An 18129-nucleotide genomic window follows, 5' to 3' on the forward strand; every position below is an offset into this window, starting at 1 on the left:
ATTTTTAGAGTATGGTTAATAATTCAGATGGATGGTTAAATTCATACGTTTTAGCTTTATATTTCAACATTGACATTGTTGGTTTATAAATTATAATTCTAGTAGATTCAGAGATCCGCTCTGGTAAATCAGTTAATGGCTTGCTAATTACGGCATAATCTTGATCCCGTAAATAAAATGCAGCTGTTAAAGCTTCCTTTTGCTGTGTAAGTTCATAATAGATATAAATGGTTGTATCGATGTTTGATGCTTCCAGTAAATGATGTCGTTGAGCTGCTCCTAATAATAGGTCAACATCAAAGGCAAAGCCGATTGCTGGAAGATCGGTACCGAAACGGTCTCCTAAATGATCGTATCTTCCTCCCATAACTACAGGCTTTCCTACTTGATCAACAAACCCTTGAAAAATAATATTCGAATAGTAATTCATATCATTAATCAGTCCAAGGTTAAAGATAATATCATCTGTTAGCTCATAAGCTTGCAGAATATGATAGACATCCATTAAATAAGTTAATTCTGCTTGGACCTTACTATTTAGCCCATATTCCTTTACTTCGTCCATAACTGCCTCAGGCTTTCCATAGAGAAACGGGATGTACTCAATAGCATTTTTTATAGCAATGTCAATTGTTAAAGACTGTAAGTAGTTCGTCATTTCTGTTATATTTTTTGTTTTAATAAAACCTTGTATTTCAGTGATTTCTTTTTCCGATAATGCTGATTGCGCTATTAATGCTTTAAAAAAACCTGCATGACCGATTTCAACTTTGAATGTCGGAAAACCACAGTCTTTTAACGTATGAATGGCTAATGCGATAACTTCTGCATCAACTGCTGGTGTACGAGTGGCAAAACATTCGATTCCAGCCTGCGTCCTTTCTTTTTCATCATCGCTTTGACTGTGCCGAAACACATCCATAACATAAAAAAAACGTTTGTTGGTTCGTGTCTGTGTCGGGCTTACAGCCATTCGTTGTGTAATGGGAATGGTGGCATCCGGGCGGAGAACAAGAACCTTTCCTGCTGTATCAATAAATTTAATCATCTCCTCTGTATTAACCATGACAGGTTTAGATGCGTACAAATCATAGGGTTCAAAGGTAGTGGTTTGTATTTGACTATATCCATATGTTCTAAAGCGCTGCTTTAAAATGGCAAGCAGTTCTTCTCGCTGTTGAAAGTGCCCGACCTCGTTTCCCCGATAGAAGTGATTTATTAAAGGCTGCATTCGTCATACTACTCCCTTCCGCTATCATTTGTTAACAAGCTATGATAAAGTGAAACTTCATTCAGTAGGAGTTTTCTTCCATCTCCTACTGAATGTTAGTACCGCAAGGGTATGACCTAAAGGCCCTTGAACGAATCGGGCATTTAGGTGCCGTTTTCTCCTACTTAAACCCTTTTATATCAACTCGAGGCTCTTGAAGTGGGAGTCTTACGGCACCTTACATGCGGGATAAAATAAATTTATCGCTTTATCAATTTATCGCTTCATCTAAGTAAAGTTATATAGTATTCTAATAATTATAGAAAAAAAAGTCAACCAAAGGGAGCGAATTTTTTTATGTTTGACTATCATTTACACAGTGATTTTTCAGCTGACTGTGATACGCCAATGGAGAAAACGGTGGAAACAGCAATCAAACTAGGCTTAAAAGAAATTTGTTTTACGGAGCATATCGATGAAGATTATCCAGATCCAACGATCGACTTTATGTTAGATTTACCTGCTTATGATAAAAAAATCAAGGCAATGCAAAGCAACTACAAGGATCGTATAAAAATTCGAAAAGGATTGGAAATCGGTGTTCAACCACATCTATTAAACAATTGCCAAAAAATTATTGATGCCGAGCAATTTGATTTTGTCATTTGCTCCATGCACACTACTGGAAAAAAAGCACTGCACTCAGGCGATTTTTTTACGGAGCGAACAATTGATGAAGCCTATCTGCAATATTATGAAGAGCTTCTGTACTGCATTACTTATTTTAAGGGGTTTCAAGTGTTAGGACATCTTGATTTGGTAAGACGGTATACGAAAGGAAAGGAAGTTAAGAAAGATTTCCATGATGTAATGGAACAAATCTTTAAAACAATTATTCCAGATGAAAAAGGGATTGAAGTAAATACATCTGGCTTTCGTTACGGGCTATCAAGTGCCATGCCAAGTGCTGATATTCTCAAATTATATAAGCAATGTGGTGGAGAGATCATTACGGTTGGTTCGGATTCACATACAGCCTCAACGGTTGGAAAAGGAATTCAAGAAACGATGGAGTTGTTAAACAGGATTGGATTTAAATATGTAACAACATTTGAAAATAAACAGCCAATTTTCCATAGAATCTAATCATTTCATGTGTCTTAAAGGAGCCCAAAGCCTATACTATAGATAAAGGACTTTTTTATTGTTAAGGAAATTATATCCGTTTCTACATTGTCGATAATTTTTTTAAAAAATAGTTTTGTCCAGCTGAAGCGCATAAGCTGTAGCAAACTTCGAGTTTCTTCCAAGTCAACATCGGCCTGAATCTAAAGGAAGGCCGGCTAAAAGCGGGCTTGCCGTAAAGCGTCGGCATACCACTGTTTTAGAGGCATGTTTTCTTTATCCCGAATATATGGATTCGTATTTCTTTCATTTCAGAACTTCGCTTATAAAGGACTTTATGAGGGGAACGGTTCCTAAATCCCCGATTGGTTCATCTAACATTTCTTGGTAAAAGCATTCCAAGAAATGAAGTTTCACTTTATCCCGGATGTAAGGATCCGTATTTTTCTCATTTCAAAAATGTACTAATGGATGTTGCGAACATGATGAGAAAAACGGTTCCTAAATCCCCGATTGGTTCATCTAACATTCCCTGGAAAAAGCATACCAAGAAATGAAGTTTTACTTTATCCCGGATGTAAGGATCCGTATTTTTCTCATTTCAAAAATGTACTAATGGATGTTGCGAACATGATGAGAAAAACGGTTCCTAAATCCCCGATTGGTTCATCTAACATTTCTTGGTAAAAGCATTCCAAGAAATGAAGTTTCACTTTATCTCATCAGAAGTACTCAGCTTGTACATCGCTAACCAAGCGCTTTAAGTTTTTGTTTTAGTAAATTTGGAAATGAAGTGACGACAGATAGCTAAAGTATGAGTCAACTACAGGTTACTTACGTTCGAAGCTCGTGCTGGCTAAGGCTCCTTCCCTTTTTATGGAATATAGTTTTTTAGACAATCTTATTTTAGGGGGAAAATAAACTTCTTCCATGTTATAATAAAAAAGGTGCCCGCTGCAACAGTTTTAAGTTATGGTAGGCAAACAAAATAAAACAACATCCTATCTGTCCCGGAGCCGAACTTAAGGATATATAACAGATTACAAAAGGCAAATAGATGGGAAAGAATAAGGAAGATTATTTTGAGAAATAAAATCATCAGTATCGCATCGTTTAGTCTAGTCATCATTGGGTTTATTTCAATTTTAGCTATACCAAACAGGGCAATCTCAGATTTTGATAAAATTCGTCCAACATTGTTTGTGCATGGATATAAAGGAACAGAAAACTCATTTGGGTTTATGCTGGAACGATTTGAGCATGAATATAAATGGGGAGACAAAGCTCTTGTTTATTATGTAACAAAGCAGGGGGTCGTACAAAAATATCATCCTCGTTTAGGAAGGAAAAAGCCGATGTTTGTTCAGGTCATATTTGCGCAAAATCGTGCCAGTTTTGAGCTAACAGCTAGTTGGTTAGCTAATGTTTTACAGGATATGAAAAAAGTATATGGTGTAAATGATGTTAATATTGTTGGTCATTCTATGGGGGGAATTGTAGCTTTAAAATATATAAAGCAATTTCGTGGGGAGCAATTTCCTTCTGTGCATAAATTTGTCACCTTAGGAAGTCCATTTGATGGAATCTACAGCGAAGAATATTTTCAAATTCACCGTGATCCTGCAGCGACCGACTTACGCCCTGATTCTCCTGCACTAAAGTTTTTACGAAAGCGGCCTTTTCCAAAGCATACGCAAGTACTAAGCATCAGTAGTACCGGAGACGCTATTGCGGTACCGGAGAGCGTTCGCTCGTTAAGAGAGATCGTACCAAGTGCACAATTAACTGAGAAAGTTATTGAAAATAAACAGTTAGGTCATAGTGATCTGCATGAAAGCAGAAGGGTAGACCAACTCATTTATGAATTTTTGTGGCAAGATCAAGTTAACGTGGAATCGAAGACGCCATCATCTTTCCGCTAAGTCCAATTTAATAAAAGCGAAGAAACAAAAGGAATAGTCTAAATGTCCCGATTATTTGACTCGGGACCTCAGAAAAGTCTTTGCCAGCAATACATCGCAATTTTAGCCTTGTTCTACTTCAGGTAGAAAAACGCACCTGAAAGAAGTCTCACTTTATTATATGTTTATATAGAAGCGTGAATAAAAGTTAAAGGAATGATACGTGTGGGCTTGAATCATCATATATACAATAAATTATTAAAAATTACATCCCAGAAAAATGTGATGGTGGATGAGAAATTAAAAAATCATACGTATACCCGATTAGGGGGAAAAGCTGATTTTTTAGTGACACCAGAGACTTATAAAGAAGTACAAGAAATTGTAAAACTAGCAAATAATGAAAACATTCCCTTTACATTGCTGGGAAATGGATCCAACTTAATTGTAAAAGATGGTGGTATCCGCGGGATTGTTATGAATTTACAACGGCTGACTGATATTTCCACGACAGATACAACTATCGTAGCTCAAAGTGGAGCACGAATTATTGATGTCTCAAGAGAAGCATTGGCACATAGTTTGTCTGGACTGGAGTTTGCCTGTGGCATCCCAGGATCAGTTGGTGGGGCTTTATTTATGAATGCCGGCGCTTACGGTGGTGAAATAAAAGATGTATTGGTTAGCACCAAAGTAGTTGATAAAAAAGGGGATATCCAAATTTTAACTGCCGATCAATTAGATCTTGACTATCGTACCAGCAATATTCCTGAGAAGGGATATATTGTGTTAGAAGCTACTTTTTCGTTAAAAAAAGGCAATTATGAAGAAATTAAAGCAATTATGGATGATCTTACTTACAAGCGTGAATCAAAGCAGCCCCTGGAGTATCCATCTTGTGGCAGTGTGTTTAAACGACCACCAGGATATTATGCAGGGAAGTTGATTCAAGATAGTGATTTACAAGGAAAGCAGATCGGTGGCGCGCAAGTATCTTTAAAGCATGCAGGCTTTATCGTAAACATAGATAATGCTACAGCGAGTGAATACATTGCTCTTATCCATCACGTACAAGAAACGGTTATGAAAAAATTTGGAGTAAAATTGGAACGTGAAGTGAAAATTATTGGTGAAGATCCTCAATAACATTGGAAAAGCGGCAATCAGCACATGGTTGGTTGTCGTTTTTACATATTAGGAACACATTAAGTTTAAGGATAGTGACTGAAATGTCTTCAGAAATGACAGTTAAACCGAGTCGCCAGCAAAATTTTTTACTCAGCTTTTTTCCATATCAGAAAGCATTATGAGGGTTTTTTTATCCCGTATGTAAGGTGCCGTAAGACTCCCACTTCAAGATCCTGAGTTGGTACAAAAGGGTCTAAGTGGGAGAAAACGGCACCTAAATGCCCGATTCGTTCAAGGGCCTTTAGGTCATACCCTTCTAGGTACTAACATTCAGTAGGAGATGGAAGAAAACTCCAACTGAATGAAGTTTCACTTTATTATTGATCAGTCGCTAGCATTTAAGATTATTATTGGTTGTGATGGGGGGAACAGCAGTAAAGTTTTATTGGAAAGCAGAACTCGATAACTAGTTGTTAATTTATAAATACTCACAATAAATAGACTTTAGCGTATGATTAGAGTGGAGATAAAAGATTCGACTATCTCTTGTTTGGAAACTCATTAGGAAGCAGTACATAAAGGCTAATAGATTTTAGTCTTTAATTAGTGGTATAGAGGGTGCTTTAACTTGTATCCATCCCCATGAAAGGTTGCGTATTAGTATTTTCATTTATTTTAAATGCAGTAAATTCAAAAAATCGATACAGCATATATAAAAGCTGAGTTTGATTATTACATAATAGAAAGATACGTTTACGTGGTAATGAATAGTGGTTGGATAGCAGAAGAATTAGTTAGCATCTAGAAGAGGATAAGTAGTTATATTACTTAGCATTATAGTAAGGAAAGTACAATTGTAACGATGCATGAAAATACGAAGGAACACGAACTATTACGTAATCTTAAAAAATCAAAAAGTTCGATTGTACGGAGATTATTTAAGAGAATCATCCCCAGGTAAAAAATCTCCGCTTATTATATTGAAATAATAAATAGGATTTTTATGTTGAGAAATACAAATCAGTAAGACGACTAAAAACAAAATCTCAAAGAAAATATCAATTTTCCTTGAGATTTTTTACATCAGAAGATAGGTTTTAGCAAAAAATTATTCTACGTTATGTAAATTTTAATGTTCAATGTATAAATGCTACTAGGCAGTCTATTGCCCCAAACGCTTAAAGCAAACCAAATTTTTTATTGCTTGTTGCTTGTGACTTCTGTGAGGATACTAGACGACCTGTTCGGTGTAGTTTAGACATGTTGAGGTATGTAGTCTACAGAACGAGTGTTTTTCTTTTTCAAGGGCAATAAAAAGTTGACAGCGATACATTACGATTTCAAGGAGGTTACGACCTAAGGTTTTTTTCACCTCTTTTTTGAACACGCACTAGCAAATCACACATTTTGGTAATTTCTCCATTTTCATAGTATCAGATATCACGTAAATATATAAGGAAAATACAAATTTCCCGTAATTATGCTCGAAAGCGGTGTAAGAATTCGCGCAGTCGTTCATTGTCGGAATGCTCAATAACTTCACTGGCCGTGCCTTGTTCAGCAATAACTCCTTTATCTAAAAAAAGAACTTTGTCTGCTATATCTAGTGCAAAGTCCATCTCATGTGTAACAAGAACCATTGCCATATCATCGTTTTTTGCAATATCGCGAATAACACTTAGTACTTCCCCAACTAATTCCGGATCCAGAGCTGAAGTTACCTCATCAAACAATATGACTTTTGGTCGCATTACAAGAGCTCGGGCCATTGCTACGCGCTGTCTTTGACCACCTGAAAGTTGACTTGGATAATGATTTATTTTATCCCCTAAGCCAACACGCTCTAACATTTCCAGAGAACGTTTTTTTGCTTCACTCTTTGCTTCTTTCTTTACATGAACTGGAGCAGTCATACAATTTTCTATAATTGTCATATGTGGAAACAGGTTAAAATGTTGAAAGACCATACCAATATCTCCACGGACTTTTCGTAAATGCTTTTCATTGGCAGGAACCAGTTTCCCTTTTTTCTTCATTTTCCATAAATTTGTCCCGTTTACGATAATATCACCTGAAGTAGGTTGTTCCAGTGTCATAAGCATTCTAATGATTGTTGTTTTTCCTGAACCGCTTGGCCCGATAATAGCAACTTTCTCTGCTGGTCTAATATCTAAGTCAATTCCTTTCAATATATTGACATCTCCAAATGATTTGTGGACGTCATTAAATGTAACTATTGGTTCTGTCATTACGCTGTCGCTCCTTTACTTCTAGTCAAAGCTTCATTTTGATCGTTCAGCTTAAGCGATTGAGCTGTAGCAAACTTTACTCTTCTTCCTACGATACGTTAACATCGACTCGAATCTAAAGGAAGGCCGACTAAAAGCGGGCTTGCTTCCAATGTGGGCATGTTTCCTTTATTCCGAATGTGAGGATCCGTATATTCCTCATCTGAAAAATCTACTTATTATTTTACGAACATGATGAGAGAAACCGCTCCTAAATTCCGATTTCTCAAGTTAACATTCTAAGAGAAAAGCACTCCTTGAATGAAGTTTCCCTTTATCCCGCATGTAAGGTGCCGTAAAACTACACCTTAGAGAATACGGAGAAGTTTAAATTGGGGATAACGCACCTAAATGCCCGATTGTTCATCTAACATTTCTTGGGAAAAGCATTCCAGGAAATGAAGATTCCCTTTATCCAATCAGAAGTTCTCCAGTTTGCCCGTTGCTAACTCGAGCACTTCTAGCTTTTATTCTCAAAGCGTCGGTTCAACCTTTTTTTCAGTTTGTTTATAATTATAGCAGAAGGATAACTCAAACCGAACGAGTAACTAGAGTAGAAGAAAATATGAAGCGGGCTTATAAAAGAATAGATGATTTCGCTACAGATTAAACGGCTAGTCCAATCGGGCAAGCCGTTTTTTAAATATTTTATATTAAAAGGAGGAATTTTTGTGAAAATCAATTGGAAAGTAAGAGTAAAAAAGAAATCTTTTTGGTTGACCTTAGTTCCTGCTGTTGTTTTTTTGGTACAAACTATAGGTAATTGGTTTGGCTATGACATAGCAGTAGAATTAATCAAAGAAGAAGCTACGAAATTTATCAATGCAGTTTTTGCTGTGCTAGTTATTTTGGGTATTGTTAATGATCCTACCACAAGTGGACTAAGTGACAGCGAACAAGCTCTAAATTATATTAAACCTAGAAAAGATAATAAAGATGTTAATTAAAGCGCTCATTCAATGGGCGCTTTTTATACTATAGGAAAGTATAAAACTTTATGGTTTATAGTATAAGAAAAACTATAGTTTTCGCCATAAAGACTTGGCGACAAGCCAGTTTTTCTAATATAAAATATTTTAATGGGAGAGGTACGTAATGGGACATATTATTGATGCTTCACATTACCAGGCATTATCTAGTATAAGTTGGCAAAACAGGTTGGTGTGTACATCGAACATCATTTATATCAAAAGTTTAATATAGATGTTAGTGATTTTAATGCTGTATGGATTCCTCATTACGGAGCCAATAACGGTAGACCAACAAGGAAATCGATATACGATTGCAATCTGCACCAATATACGGATTGTGGTCACTTAGACGGTTATATAGAAAAATTAGTTTTTAAACCGGATTATTAGTAACAAAGTGTTATCTTACTTTACAGACGGCAAACAATAATTAAAAAATTAGCCAGTAAATCTAGCGGTGAAGTCGGATACATCAAATGTATATTTAGTAAATCTGGCGACATGTTGAGTGGTATTGTAAAACGTATGACACAACAGTCGCAAAGCTGGTATGGATTAACGATATAAAGAATCCGAATAAAATGCCAGAAAATCAAACTAACAGGTCCCACTGCCAAAAAATCGAGTGCAATATACCCCACGGAAATCTGGTGATACGATAAGTAAGCTGACAGCTAATATAGCAGCGCTCTGTCATGGATAAAGCATTGGAATAATTCTTCTAATCTAAATAAAATTTACATTGGTCAGAAATTGTGTGTTAAATAACATAATCCCCTCTTTATTGAGGGGATTCCAAGGGGGGAGGCTTATAAGTTTTCTCCCTTTTAGTTTGTCCTCAGAAATAAAAAATATGTATAAAAATAAACCGAGAAACCAACAATACAATGGAATCTAATATCGAAGGAGGGATACTTATGTCACAACAACAGATCCAACAAGCATTGCAACAGATTGCTCAAATTGCTCAACAATTAGAACAACAGGAGCATCAAAATGCACAGCAACTTCAACAAGGACAACAACAAGGTGCACAACAAACAATGGCGCAACATGAAATGAATGCAGTACAACAATTACAGCAAATTCAACAACTAGTTCAACAATGCCAACAACAATTGAATCAATAGTACTGGATATCAGGTTCTTAGCCAATACCCTGTCATCTGATAGGGGGTTAAAATATTTTACTATTTTCAACCCCCATCAACATTCTATGCATAGTTAAGTATCGATTTTTTTAGTTTTTACACTTAGTGTGAATATAAAAAATAGTCCTATAAAAAGACTATTCGTCATATGGTTTGTTTTTTCTCAGTTGCTAAACTATTTTTTTTGACACAATAACCTAATCCCCTCTTGTTGAGGGGCTATACATAGGAAAGAGAACAGAACTGGCTTGATAATCCAGTTCTGTTGTTTGTGTTTTTCTATAAAAATTAATTTCGAAAACCAGCTTTTTTTAATTCTTCTAATTTACTTCCTCTCACTTCTTACAGAACCGCACCCGAGCAAGGGCATCACGAATAAGAACATGTAATTTATTTCTGTCTTCTTAAAAGCAGCTATAGTAAAGAGTTACAGTTCATTATACGAATCAACGAGATGCTGTTCGTGACTGAGATACGTTTGATAATCCTGTTGAATCGATTCTGACAATCCGCTCTTTAAGGCGCGTTTCATCACAATCGGATGCCAGTAGGGGACAACACCGATAAGTCCGTTTTTATCACAGTCTACGAATGCCCTAAATTCAGTCCGCAATGGCATGCCGTTATAAATCGTTGGATTATCTTCCACATCTTCAATGTATTCACGCACGACAAGATCCACTGTGTGACCAGCGCCGACGGTCATAGCAAAGTTATTAATGACCTGGAAGTATTCACCCATCTCACGCGGCTCGGAACACTTGGCATTAGCGAATTGGAATTTACTCGAAAACGTACCGGTTTTGATAAAGTAGGTCTTGTCGTCTTCAAGGTCGAACTGGTCAAAGATAAATTGATTAAATAAGTCCTTATCTGCTTGTGACGTTTCCGGATATTCTAGCCGAATAAACTGAGTCATTTCGATCGGCAGGCGCATGACTTTCGTGTCCGGCGTTTTCAACTCAGTGTCGCTTTTAGCAAGCGCCTTTTCAATTGCTGGGTACCAATTGTATAAACTATTTGGGTTTTCTGCAAAACGTTTGTACGTCTTTTCAGTCAAGTCACTCACGCTGAGTAGGCGGGAGAGTAAGCCTTCCTGTTCGGGATGGTTTTCTAAGTCCGCCACGATCTGATCTACATCGAAGCCATCGGTTTTTGCGATAAAACCAGGACGAATTGCGCGGCGTGCCACCGGTGCCTGGAATCGTTTGGCCTCTCCGAGAGCATATCCTTGGATGGGTAGTGGCTGCCTTCGTTAAGTCGAGCTGGTTTTTGGGATGCTTGTTGTGTTTTAGATAAATATTGATTTTCCATGAGAATCGCTCCTTTTGATTTAAGTCTTTGTTCAATTTATTGGTGCGACTCGGCGCACGGTTTTGATTTTTTGTGTATTGGGTATGTATATGTTGCGCGTATGGTGTGAGTGGGGGGATGAAGTGGGAGGTAAGGTGTCACATTTTGTATGTATCACGAATTGCACATCATGCGCATACAATACTAAACGCTTGTTGTGTGCTATATATGCGTGATATGCACAAATGATGTACACTCACTGAAAAAAGAAAACCGGCACGGAGATCTCCGTGCCGGTATTCAACAGTTAATATAATTTCCGAGATGCATACAAAACAACTATACCGATGCAACCTTTCACTAAAACCCATGTTTAAGTTTAACATTTTCATAGTTTTCCTTGTAAACCCGGCGATATCGTTTGCACTTACCAAAACAATCCACTAATCTAAATTTTTCAAGTCTCTTTTAAACTAAGAGCGAAGTATGTCCAAAAATGATATTTCTTGAGTTCGTTCAAGCGAGAATCTTCCAAATTGTTATCATAAACGCCTTATTTTTGCATTGAAACAAAAAAATGCTTCGGTTTGATATCAGTTTAAGCCTTAACTTGGAGGTATGATAATTCAGGTTAAATATTGGCTAAAGATAGTAAAAGGAACAAAAGCTGTAAAAGTGCAGCTTTAGAATAAAGTCCGGTTTATAAAAAGGTTAAACAGTTTTCAGAATTATATGTTATAATTAATTTACTATGAAAATACCAAATTTTTAATTTAGGAGGATGACATGTGGTCAGAAAGAAAATGTTAGGTTGTATCTTAGGGATATTATTAATTCCGTTTATACTTGGGAGTGCTCCAGTTTCTGCTGAAGAAACTAATTCAAGTATGGAGGAAATTCAATCAGCTGTAACTATATATGACAATGAGGGCAATTTAGTTGAACCATTAGTTGAACCAAATGACAATCTAATATCACTTCTAGCTGCAACTGCACCAACAAAAGTTAAATATCTTAATAACTCAGCGACTTACCAATCAAATGGTTTTTCTGGATCTGGCCGTAGATATAGCGGGTATACTTTTACAACAAAAAACGCTTCTGGTAAGTTTAAACTTACCTTTAAAAAAGGAGGGTTTGGTGTTAATACGCACACTTGGGCCTCGAGTCCATTAGACGTATCTGAATCTTATAATCTTCCATTGAGTGGGTCACCATATACACTTATTACAAAAAAGTATTTCTATTTTCTTGTAGATAATCCAAAGAAGGGACAAACATATAAGGTATCGGCAATCAAATAATTCTTAAGAAGTGTTAGAAAGGAGGTCCTTATGAAAAAACGTATTTTTATTATGCTAATTATGATAGCTAGCATAATTGGAACTTTTGCTTATTATTCAAATTCGAAAGAACCGATTGAGAAAACTATCGTAATTGATAAAAATGGGAAGGTAATAGAACCACTTAGTGGCGATAACGATAACTTGGGTCATTGATACAGGCTTAATTTTGGAATTAATAATAGTAACCGTTGTGGGATAAGAGGTTTAGTTTGATATTTTAGGGCTGCCACTAAGGCAGTCCTTTTAATACAACAATTGCTATGCGTAAGGTGCAAGACGGTGAAAAAACTACTACTATCCCTGTTATAGGTAATAACAGTTTAAGAAGATCGGAAACAAATGAGATCGGTGTACACTTTCCACAAGACATTTTAAAAGCACCCTTACGCTTTTTCAAATGTTTAATGCTCTCTAATTTTATTCATCTTTTCATGTGAAAGGCTAACTCTCAACAGTGTTAAATTCTTTCGGCTACAACACTGTTTCAAATTCTGCCACAGTTTGCTTTACAACAACTCACTAACCTCTTTCGTATGTCTTGATCGCCGATCTCTCTTAAATGGAGTAAATCATTATAATCACGTTCATTCATAATAGCCCACGAAAATGTTATAACAGGGATAGATCTAATGCAACCATCAAAAAGGAGGAGTTCGGTATGGATAAAATGGTATTAGAAGTGCAAAAGTGGCTAAACAAAACGTATAAGGGGAAAAATGGGTATAAAACCATTCCGGAAAATGGAAAAACAGGTAATACAACAGTAGGGGCTCTTATTATTGGCTTACAAATAGAGCTTGGTATACCAAATCCGGTACCAACATTTGGCCCGGCAACGTCTAGAAAATTCCCTGGCTTAGCAAGACAGGAAAGGGGTGCGAAACCAAATAATTTAATTAAAATTCTTCAAGGTGGATTCTGGTGTAAAGGTTATAATCCAGGGGGATTTTCAGGTAATTTCTTTGGAGACACGGAGAATAAAGTTAAAGATTTTGAAAAGGATGTTGGGATTGAACCAACTGGGTTTGTTGATGCAAAACTTATGAAAGCAATATTAAATACAGATGGATTTGTATTAAGTCGTAGTTCCGGACGGCCACATGTTAGAGAAATACAACAATCGCTCAATAGGGAATACAGTAAATATTTTGATTATATACCGACGAATGGTATTTATGAAAGGAAGACAAACAAAGCTTTAATATACGCTTTACAGCATGAAGAAGGTATTGGTCATATAGCAAATGGAAATTTTGGACCTGCAACTATCGAAAATTGCCCTACGTTAAGCTATGGGAATGCACCAGCGAACTTTACAAGAATTTTGCAGTGGTCGCTTGCCTGTAACGATCCTTTATACGACCCATATCCTTATAATGGGGATTTCAGTCCCCAAGTAGAAACGGCTGTAAATTTGTTTAAGGAGTTTATGACTCTACCTCCTAACGGGGTCGCTGATATGCCGACTATTAAGCAATTACTAACAAGCAATGGTTATACAGGACGTCCAGCAATCGCTTGTGATGCGTCTACCGTTATTGATCATAAAACCGTTAAAACGCTACGTGATTATAACTATCAGATTATCGGTCGCTATTTAACAGGTAATGTGGCCACTGACGCTGGTCTTCGTTCAAAAGCAATGACTCATGAGGAACTAAAGATTCTTGCAGTAAATGGTATACGCGTCTTTCCAATATACCAAGATGGAGGTTATTATCATGAATACTTTGTACCAGGAAAAGGCACGGAGGATGCATGGAAAGCCATTAGAGCGGCATACGAGCTTGGATTCCCATCTGGTACAACGATTTATTTTGCTGTTGACTACGACGCTTATGATTTTCAAGTAAGGGGTAATATTATTCCTTATTTAGCAGAAGTGCGTTCTGTGCTCGATATCACTAAAGGAGGAGACTTACCAGAATACAAGCTAGGTGTTTATGGCTCTCGTAACACCTGTATACAAGCGCAATCAAATAGCAGTGTGTTAGCGGATTACAGTTTTGTGGGAAACATGTCTACAGGTTATAGTGGTAACTTAGGATTTCCCATGCCTACCAATTGGTCCTTTAATCAATTTCATGAAACAACAATTGGTTTAGGTGGTTCTGGTATGCTTGGTATTGACAAAAACGATTATTCAGGCAAAGACCCAGGTGTGTCAGCAGTAAATCCTCCTGATAATCCGGAAATTAGTAAAGAATACCGAGCAAAACACGATGCGTTTGTAGAAATGGGCAAAAACATACCGGGATTGCAAAAATTTGCCCCTGAATTATTTGCAACGAATATTAATTTTAGTTCCACTCATAGAGTTGTTGATATCCCAAATATTGCATCTATTGATGTGGAATTCAGCGAACAGTTAAATCCTCCTACAGAAGGAGGAACGACAACGACACTTCAAGTCACGCCTGATGGGGTAAGCGGAAGCCTTGAGAGTTTACTTGGAGAAAACATCGCACAATTTACTCAAAATCGACTTGGGTTTTATGAAGATTTTATAGACAATATGGCGACTTCTATAGGTACTGGTGCCATCCAGATGACTTTAAAGGGAGCGGGTACTAGTGCAGAACTCCGAGTAACTGCTTTTAAAGAAGAAATCCCAGTAGAAGGTGGAGGGAATCTTCAACTTGCTGTCACAGTGATATTTACAGTCGATATTGATCTAACTCCTGTAACAGACGCGTTTACTTCAAAGGAGGCTAAAGTTGCCGGGGCGATATTAGGTTTTGTTTTTTTACTTGCCCTAGCTGTTGAATTAGGTCTTGTTGTAGTATCTGGGTTAGCAGCGGCTACTGTTGTCGCGTTATTAATAGGAGACCAAGATGATATAGATGATGATCCAGCCTGATTAAAGCCCTATAAAAAATAGCCCCACCGATACCGGGGCTATTTTTTTATTTATTAACTTTTCGTTTTATAAATTCTTGATACGCTATTATTTCTTCTGTATTCATATTTTCAGGTTCTTTCTTGATTGTAATTGCATGTAAGTCAGTAAGATATAAGAAATAACGCTCCCCATCTTCTTTAAGCTGTTTCAACTCGTCCCATTGAATTTTTTCAGTTAAATTTTTCGATTCTTTAGTGAACCCCTCTTCGGATAAGTTTAATGTAAAATCACCTAATTTATTTTTGTGTTGTTTAAGAATACGTTTAGATCGCCTAATTATAGCATACTCATAGGATTTCCATACTACAGGGGTAAGAATTAAACAGAGCGCTAACCCAAACATAAAATTATCTGTTGAGAGTCTGCTAAATGCGAGTATATATACCACAAAGAGAAAAAAAACCATTAGTTGCATTATTCTAGTTCTTTTATGGAACTTAGTGGTCTTTATAGCATTTTTTTGCTGAGCAATTAAATCTTTATCAGTTATACTGAATTTCGCAATCAATTACACCCTCCCCTTTTTGAAATTGCAACGAATTATTCATATTTATAATTTTAACATAATATTTTTCACATGAAATGAAAAAATAAACTTTATATCATATGATTTGTCAAATTAAGCGAGATAACATGCCTTTATTTTATAATCCTGACCGCCATAACCTTTGAACTATCCACCACTTAGCTTACGCTTGAAGTGGGGGGATTCCTAAGAACACCTTCGTAACCGAAAGTTATAGATTAGGCTATCCCTGCGGTCCCTGCAGTTAGAAGCCATATGGCTTCGTTTTTCAAATTTTTACTTGCGTTCATATCTCTATCATGATGAGCATGGCATTCTGGGCAATACCATTCACGTAATGCGAGATGTTTAACGTCTTTGTTTTGGTAGCCACAGCACGAACACAGTTGCGAACTTGCGAATGTTTTTGGTACTGCAACAATTTGCTTGCCGTACCAATTTGCTTTGTATTCACTGATGGCTTTTGCTAATTTATGATTTTTCAGCATATTCGACACTTGCAAGCCTTCGATACCGATAATATCGTGGTTTTTGATGATTTCGGTAGAAATTTTATGCAGGTAGTCCGCTCGCTTGTTTTTAATTTTTTCATGAAGACGAGCAACGTTACGCTTTTGTTTTTGATAATTTTTTGCTTCGCTCAATTTTCGTTTTTGCTTGATTGCTCGTTCTTTTCGTCTGGACAACACGCGTTGTTCTTTTGCGAGTTTCGCTTCTAATCTACGAAAATATGTAGGGTTTTCATATATCGTACCATCTGATAAGATAGCGAAATCTTTTAATCCTACGTCTATGCCAACAATGGAACCCGTTTTTTCAAGCGGCTGTACATCCGTTTCAACTTAAACAGAGACAAAATATTTACCACTTGGATTACGTCGAATCATTGCGTTTAAAATGTGTCCTTCAACCTCCACGGCTTTTGGCAAATGGGATGAAGCCCAACTTAGGGAGCTTGATTCTATTGTCGATTATAGCGATATTCCCATTTGTTTGTTTTGTCGTATAAGACGGAACGTTATTCTTTTTGGACTTAAATCGTGGCGCTTTATTTTGTTTTTTAAAGAAACGCGCATACGAATCAGCTAAGTTTAGCGATGATTGAAGTGCAACACTATCCACTTCTTTTAACCATTTTAATTCTTTTTTTCAGTTGGGTTAATTGAGAAGAACAAGCATTATACGTCAAGCCTTTTCCTGTATCCTGATAAGCTTGATTCCATTTGGCTAAAAAATGATTGAATACAAAGCGGGAACAACCGATGTTTTAGCAATAAGTGTTTCTTGAGCCCTATTCGGATAGATACGATTTATGGGTGAGCATTTCTACCTCCTTTTTATGAATATTCTATATACTCATTATAACAGGAAAACACTGAACGCAGAGTGTTTTAACGAATATTTTTATGCAAAAAAAGACGATTCATCTCCACCCTAGCTTCGCTTAAGGGTGGAGTCTTCTCGTCCAAATAAGATAAATAATGAAATAAACATTTGGAATCATGTTCGACGGACACAATCCGGAATGTATCGAGAACCTGACCCAGTTGTCGAGGCGGGCGTCGGTTTTCTGGTGAGTTTAACGATCGCATTAGTAGATGGACATTCCCTACATCCACCAGTCACATCGACTTATAGTATGTCAGATCGTATCAGCTCCGATAGAGATCCAATATTCTCCCAGTCGCAACCTTTTTTCTGCGTCATTCATTTCACCGGTCCCGAGAACTCGGGACATGGTTTTATGAGTTGTTTGGTACATCCGCCGTACGGGCCTTCGGTGTAGGTTCGTCACGTCTCGTCAACCTTTTTCGTGAGGATATAACCCCGTCCCTATGAAGCGGGGTTAATTCTTGTGTGTGCCAAATGTGCAGAAAAAAATTATACCGCCATGACCTCTCACCAAAACCCACGCTTCAGTTTAACATTTTCATAGTTTTCCTTGTAAACCTGGTCCATTTCGTTTAGCTGAATTATATTTTCTATAAAGCGATTCGTCAAGGCATGACTTGCTTTTCCATCAAAATATTGATTGATTTTTGTTAAAATATTCTGATGTTTTTGAGAAAGTGACCAAACCGCGTAACTATGTTCTAAGGACAACTTTATATAATCTACATTTTCTTGTAAATTTTGTTTCATTTGCTTCTTTAACGCTTCTTTTTGTGCATTGGTTTCTAAATAATCTTTCCACCAATCACTTATACTACTCATTGTTTCACCACCCCTTATTAGCGTATCTGCAGCCATTGAGCAAGTATTTGATCCATCTGTTTAAAATCTTTACT

The 18129-nt window shown here is 36.8% G+C and carries 13 protein-coding genes and 1 pseudogene; 8 read left to right on the forward strand and 6 right to left on the reverse strand.

All coding sequences use genetic code 11. The annotated features are described in order from the left end of the window. Positions 1-4 precede the first annotated feature (4 nt). A complete protein-coding gene (locus tag KQI21_RS01135) occupies positions 5-1231 on the reverse strand; it encodes an ATP phosphoribosyltransferase regulatory subunit (RefSeq protein ID WP_216482185.1) in 1227 nt (408 codons plus the stop codon). A gap of 336 nt (positions 1232-1567) precedes the next feature. Here KQI21_RS01135 and KQI21_RS01140 point away from each other — a divergent pair, with 336 nt between their 5' ends. The 3 genes from KQI21_RS01140 (at position 1568) to murB (ending at position 5382) form a co-directional block, all read left to right on the forward strand. Next, on the forward strand, positions 1568-2356 hold the full coding sequence (locus KQI21_RS01140; RefSeq protein WP_216482186.1) for a histidinol-phosphatase HisJ family protein: 789 nt from the start codon (positions 1568-1570) through the stop codon (positions 2354-2356). A 1061-nt stretch (positions 2357-3417) separates the two neighbouring features. Further along, positions 3418-4257: an alpha/beta hydrolase gene (locus KQI21_RS01145; RefSeq protein WP_216482187.1), complete on the forward strand. Its 840-nt coding sequence runs from the start codon at positions 3418-3420 to the stop codon at positions 4255-4257. Positions 4258-4452: 195 nt separating this feature from the next. Next, complete coding sequence (gene murB / locus KQI21_RS01150; RefSeq protein WP_216482188.1) at positions 4453-5382, forward strand: UDP-N-acetylmuramate dehydrogenase; 930 nt, start codon at positions 4453-4455, stop codon at positions 5380-5382. Positions 5383-6842: 1460 nt separating this feature from the next. Here the strand turns inward: murB and ehuA are convergent. Further along, positions 6843-7613 carry an ectoine/hydroxyectoine ABC transporter ATP-binding protein EhuA gene (gene ehuA, locus KQI21_RS01155; RefSeq protein WP_216482189.1) on the reverse strand — a complete coding sequence of 257 codons (771 nt, stop codon included), beginning with the start codon at positions 7611-7613 and terminating at the stop codon, positions 6843-6845. Between the two features lie 710 nt (positions 7614-8323). Between ehuA and KQI21_RS01160 the strand changes: the two genes are divergently transcribed. Both KQI21_RS01160 and KQI21_RS01165 read left to right on the forward strand, forming a co-directional pair. Next, the gene (locus KQI21_RS01160) at positions 8324-8599 is read left to right on the forward strand and encodes a phage holin (protein ID WP_216482190.1); all 276 of its coding nucleotides are present in this window, start codon (positions 8324-8326) and stop codon (positions 8597-8599) included. Between the two features lie 941 nt (positions 8600-9540). Continuing rightward, positions 9541-9753 carry a hypothetical protein gene (locus tag KQI21_RS01165; RefSeq protein WP_077319443.1) on the forward strand — a complete coding sequence of 71 codons (213 nt, stop codon included), beginning with the start codon at positions 9541-9543 and terminating at the stop codon, positions 9751-9753. Positions 9754-10201: 448 nt separating this feature from the next. Here KQI21_RS01165 and KQI21_RS01170 read toward each other — a convergent pair whose 3' ends face one another. Next, positions 10202-10966 (reverse strand): hypothetical protein, encoded by a 765-nt coding sequence (locus KQI21_RS01170; protein WP_216482191.1) that lies wholly within the window; start codon positions 10964-10966, stop codon positions 10202-10204. A gap of 889 nt (positions 10967-11855) precedes the next feature. Between KQI21_RS01170 and KQI21_RS01175 the strand changes: the two genes are divergently transcribed. The 3 genes from KQI21_RS01175 to KQI21_RS01185 all read left to right on the forward strand — a co-directional run bounded on the left by KQI21_RS01175 (position 11856) and on the right by KQI21_RS01185 (position 15273). Beyond that, positions 11856-12371, forward strand: a complete 516-nt coding sequence (locus tag KQI21_RS01175; RefSeq protein WP_216482192.1) for a hypothetical protein — start codon at positions 11856-11858, stop codon at positions 12369-12371. Positions 12372-12401: 30 nt separating this feature from the next. Further along, positions 12402-12566 (forward strand): hypothetical protein, encoded by a 165-nt coding sequence (locus tag KQI21_RS01180; RefSeq protein ID WP_179104357.1) that lies wholly within the window; start codon positions 12402-12404, stop codon positions 12564-12566. Between the two features lie 505 nt (positions 12567-13071). Continuing rightward, on the forward strand, positions 13072-15273 hold the full coding sequence (locus tag KQI21_RS01185) for a glycoside hydrolase domain-containing protein (RefSeq protein ID WP_216482193.1): 2202 nt from the start codon (positions 13072-13074) through the stop codon (positions 15271-15273). A gap of 46 nt (positions 15274-15319) precedes the next feature. Here the strand turns inward: KQI21_RS01185 and KQI21_RS01190 are convergent, their stop codons facing one another. The 3 genes and pseudogenes from KQI21_RS01190 to KQI21_RS01200 form a co-directional block, all read right to left on the reverse strand. Beyond that, a complete protein-coding gene (locus KQI21_RS01190; RefSeq protein WP_216482194.1) occupies positions 15320-15823 on the reverse strand; it encodes a YcxB family protein in 504 nt (167 codons plus the stop codon). A gap of 236 nt (positions 15824-16059) precedes the next feature. Beyond that, positions 16060-17155: pseudogene (gene tnpB, locus KQI21_RS01195) on the reverse strand (IS200/IS605 family element RNA-guided endonuclease TnpB). A gap of 585 nt (positions 17156-17740) precedes the next feature. Beyond that, positions 17741-18055 carry a hypothetical protein gene (locus KQI21_RS01200; protein ID WP_216482195.1) on the reverse strand — a complete coding sequence of 105 codons (315 nt, stop codon included), beginning with the start codon at positions 18053-18055 and terminating at the stop codon, positions 17741-17743. Positions 18056-18129: the final 74 nt, after the last annotated feature.

Source organism: Virgibacillus proomii (assembly GCF_018916875.1).
Lineage (GTDB): Bacteria > Bacillota > Bacilli > Bacillales > Amphibacillaceae > Virgibacillus > Virgibacillus proomii_B.

Excerpts from the sequence above, each read along its gene's own strand:
- KQI21_RS01135 (WP_216482185.1), bottom strand. The coding sequence starts at position 1,231 with ATGCAGCCTTTAATAAATCACTTCTATCGGGGAAACGAGGTCGGGCAC.
- KQI21_RS01140 (WP_216482186.1), top strand. The coding sequence starts at position 1,568 with ATGTTTGACTATCATTTACACAGTGATTTTTCAGCTGACTGTGATACG.
- murB (WP_216482188.1), top strand. The coding sequence starts at position 4,453 with ATGATACGTGTGGGCTTGAATCATCATATATACAATAAATTATTAAAA.
- ehuA (WP_216482189.1), bottom strand. The coding sequence starts at position 7,613 with ATGACAGAACCAATAGTTACATTTAATGACGTCCACAAATCATTTGGA.
- KQI21_RS01165 (WP_077319443.1), top strand. The coding sequence starts at position 9,541 with ATGTCACAACAACAGATCCAACAAGCATTGCAACAGATTGCTCAAATT.
- KQI21_RS01180 (WP_179104357.1), top strand. The coding sequence starts at position 12,402 with ATGAAAAAACGTATTTTTATTATGCTAATTATGATAGCTAGCATAATT.
- KQI21_RS01185 (WP_216482193.1), top strand. The coding sequence starts at position 13,072 with ATGGATAAAATGGTATTAGAAGTGCAAAAGTGGCTAAACAAAACGTAT.
- KQI21_RS01200 (WP_216482195.1), bottom strand. The coding sequence starts at position 18,055 with ATGAGTAGTATAAGTGATTGGTGGAAAGATTATTTAGAAACCAATGCA.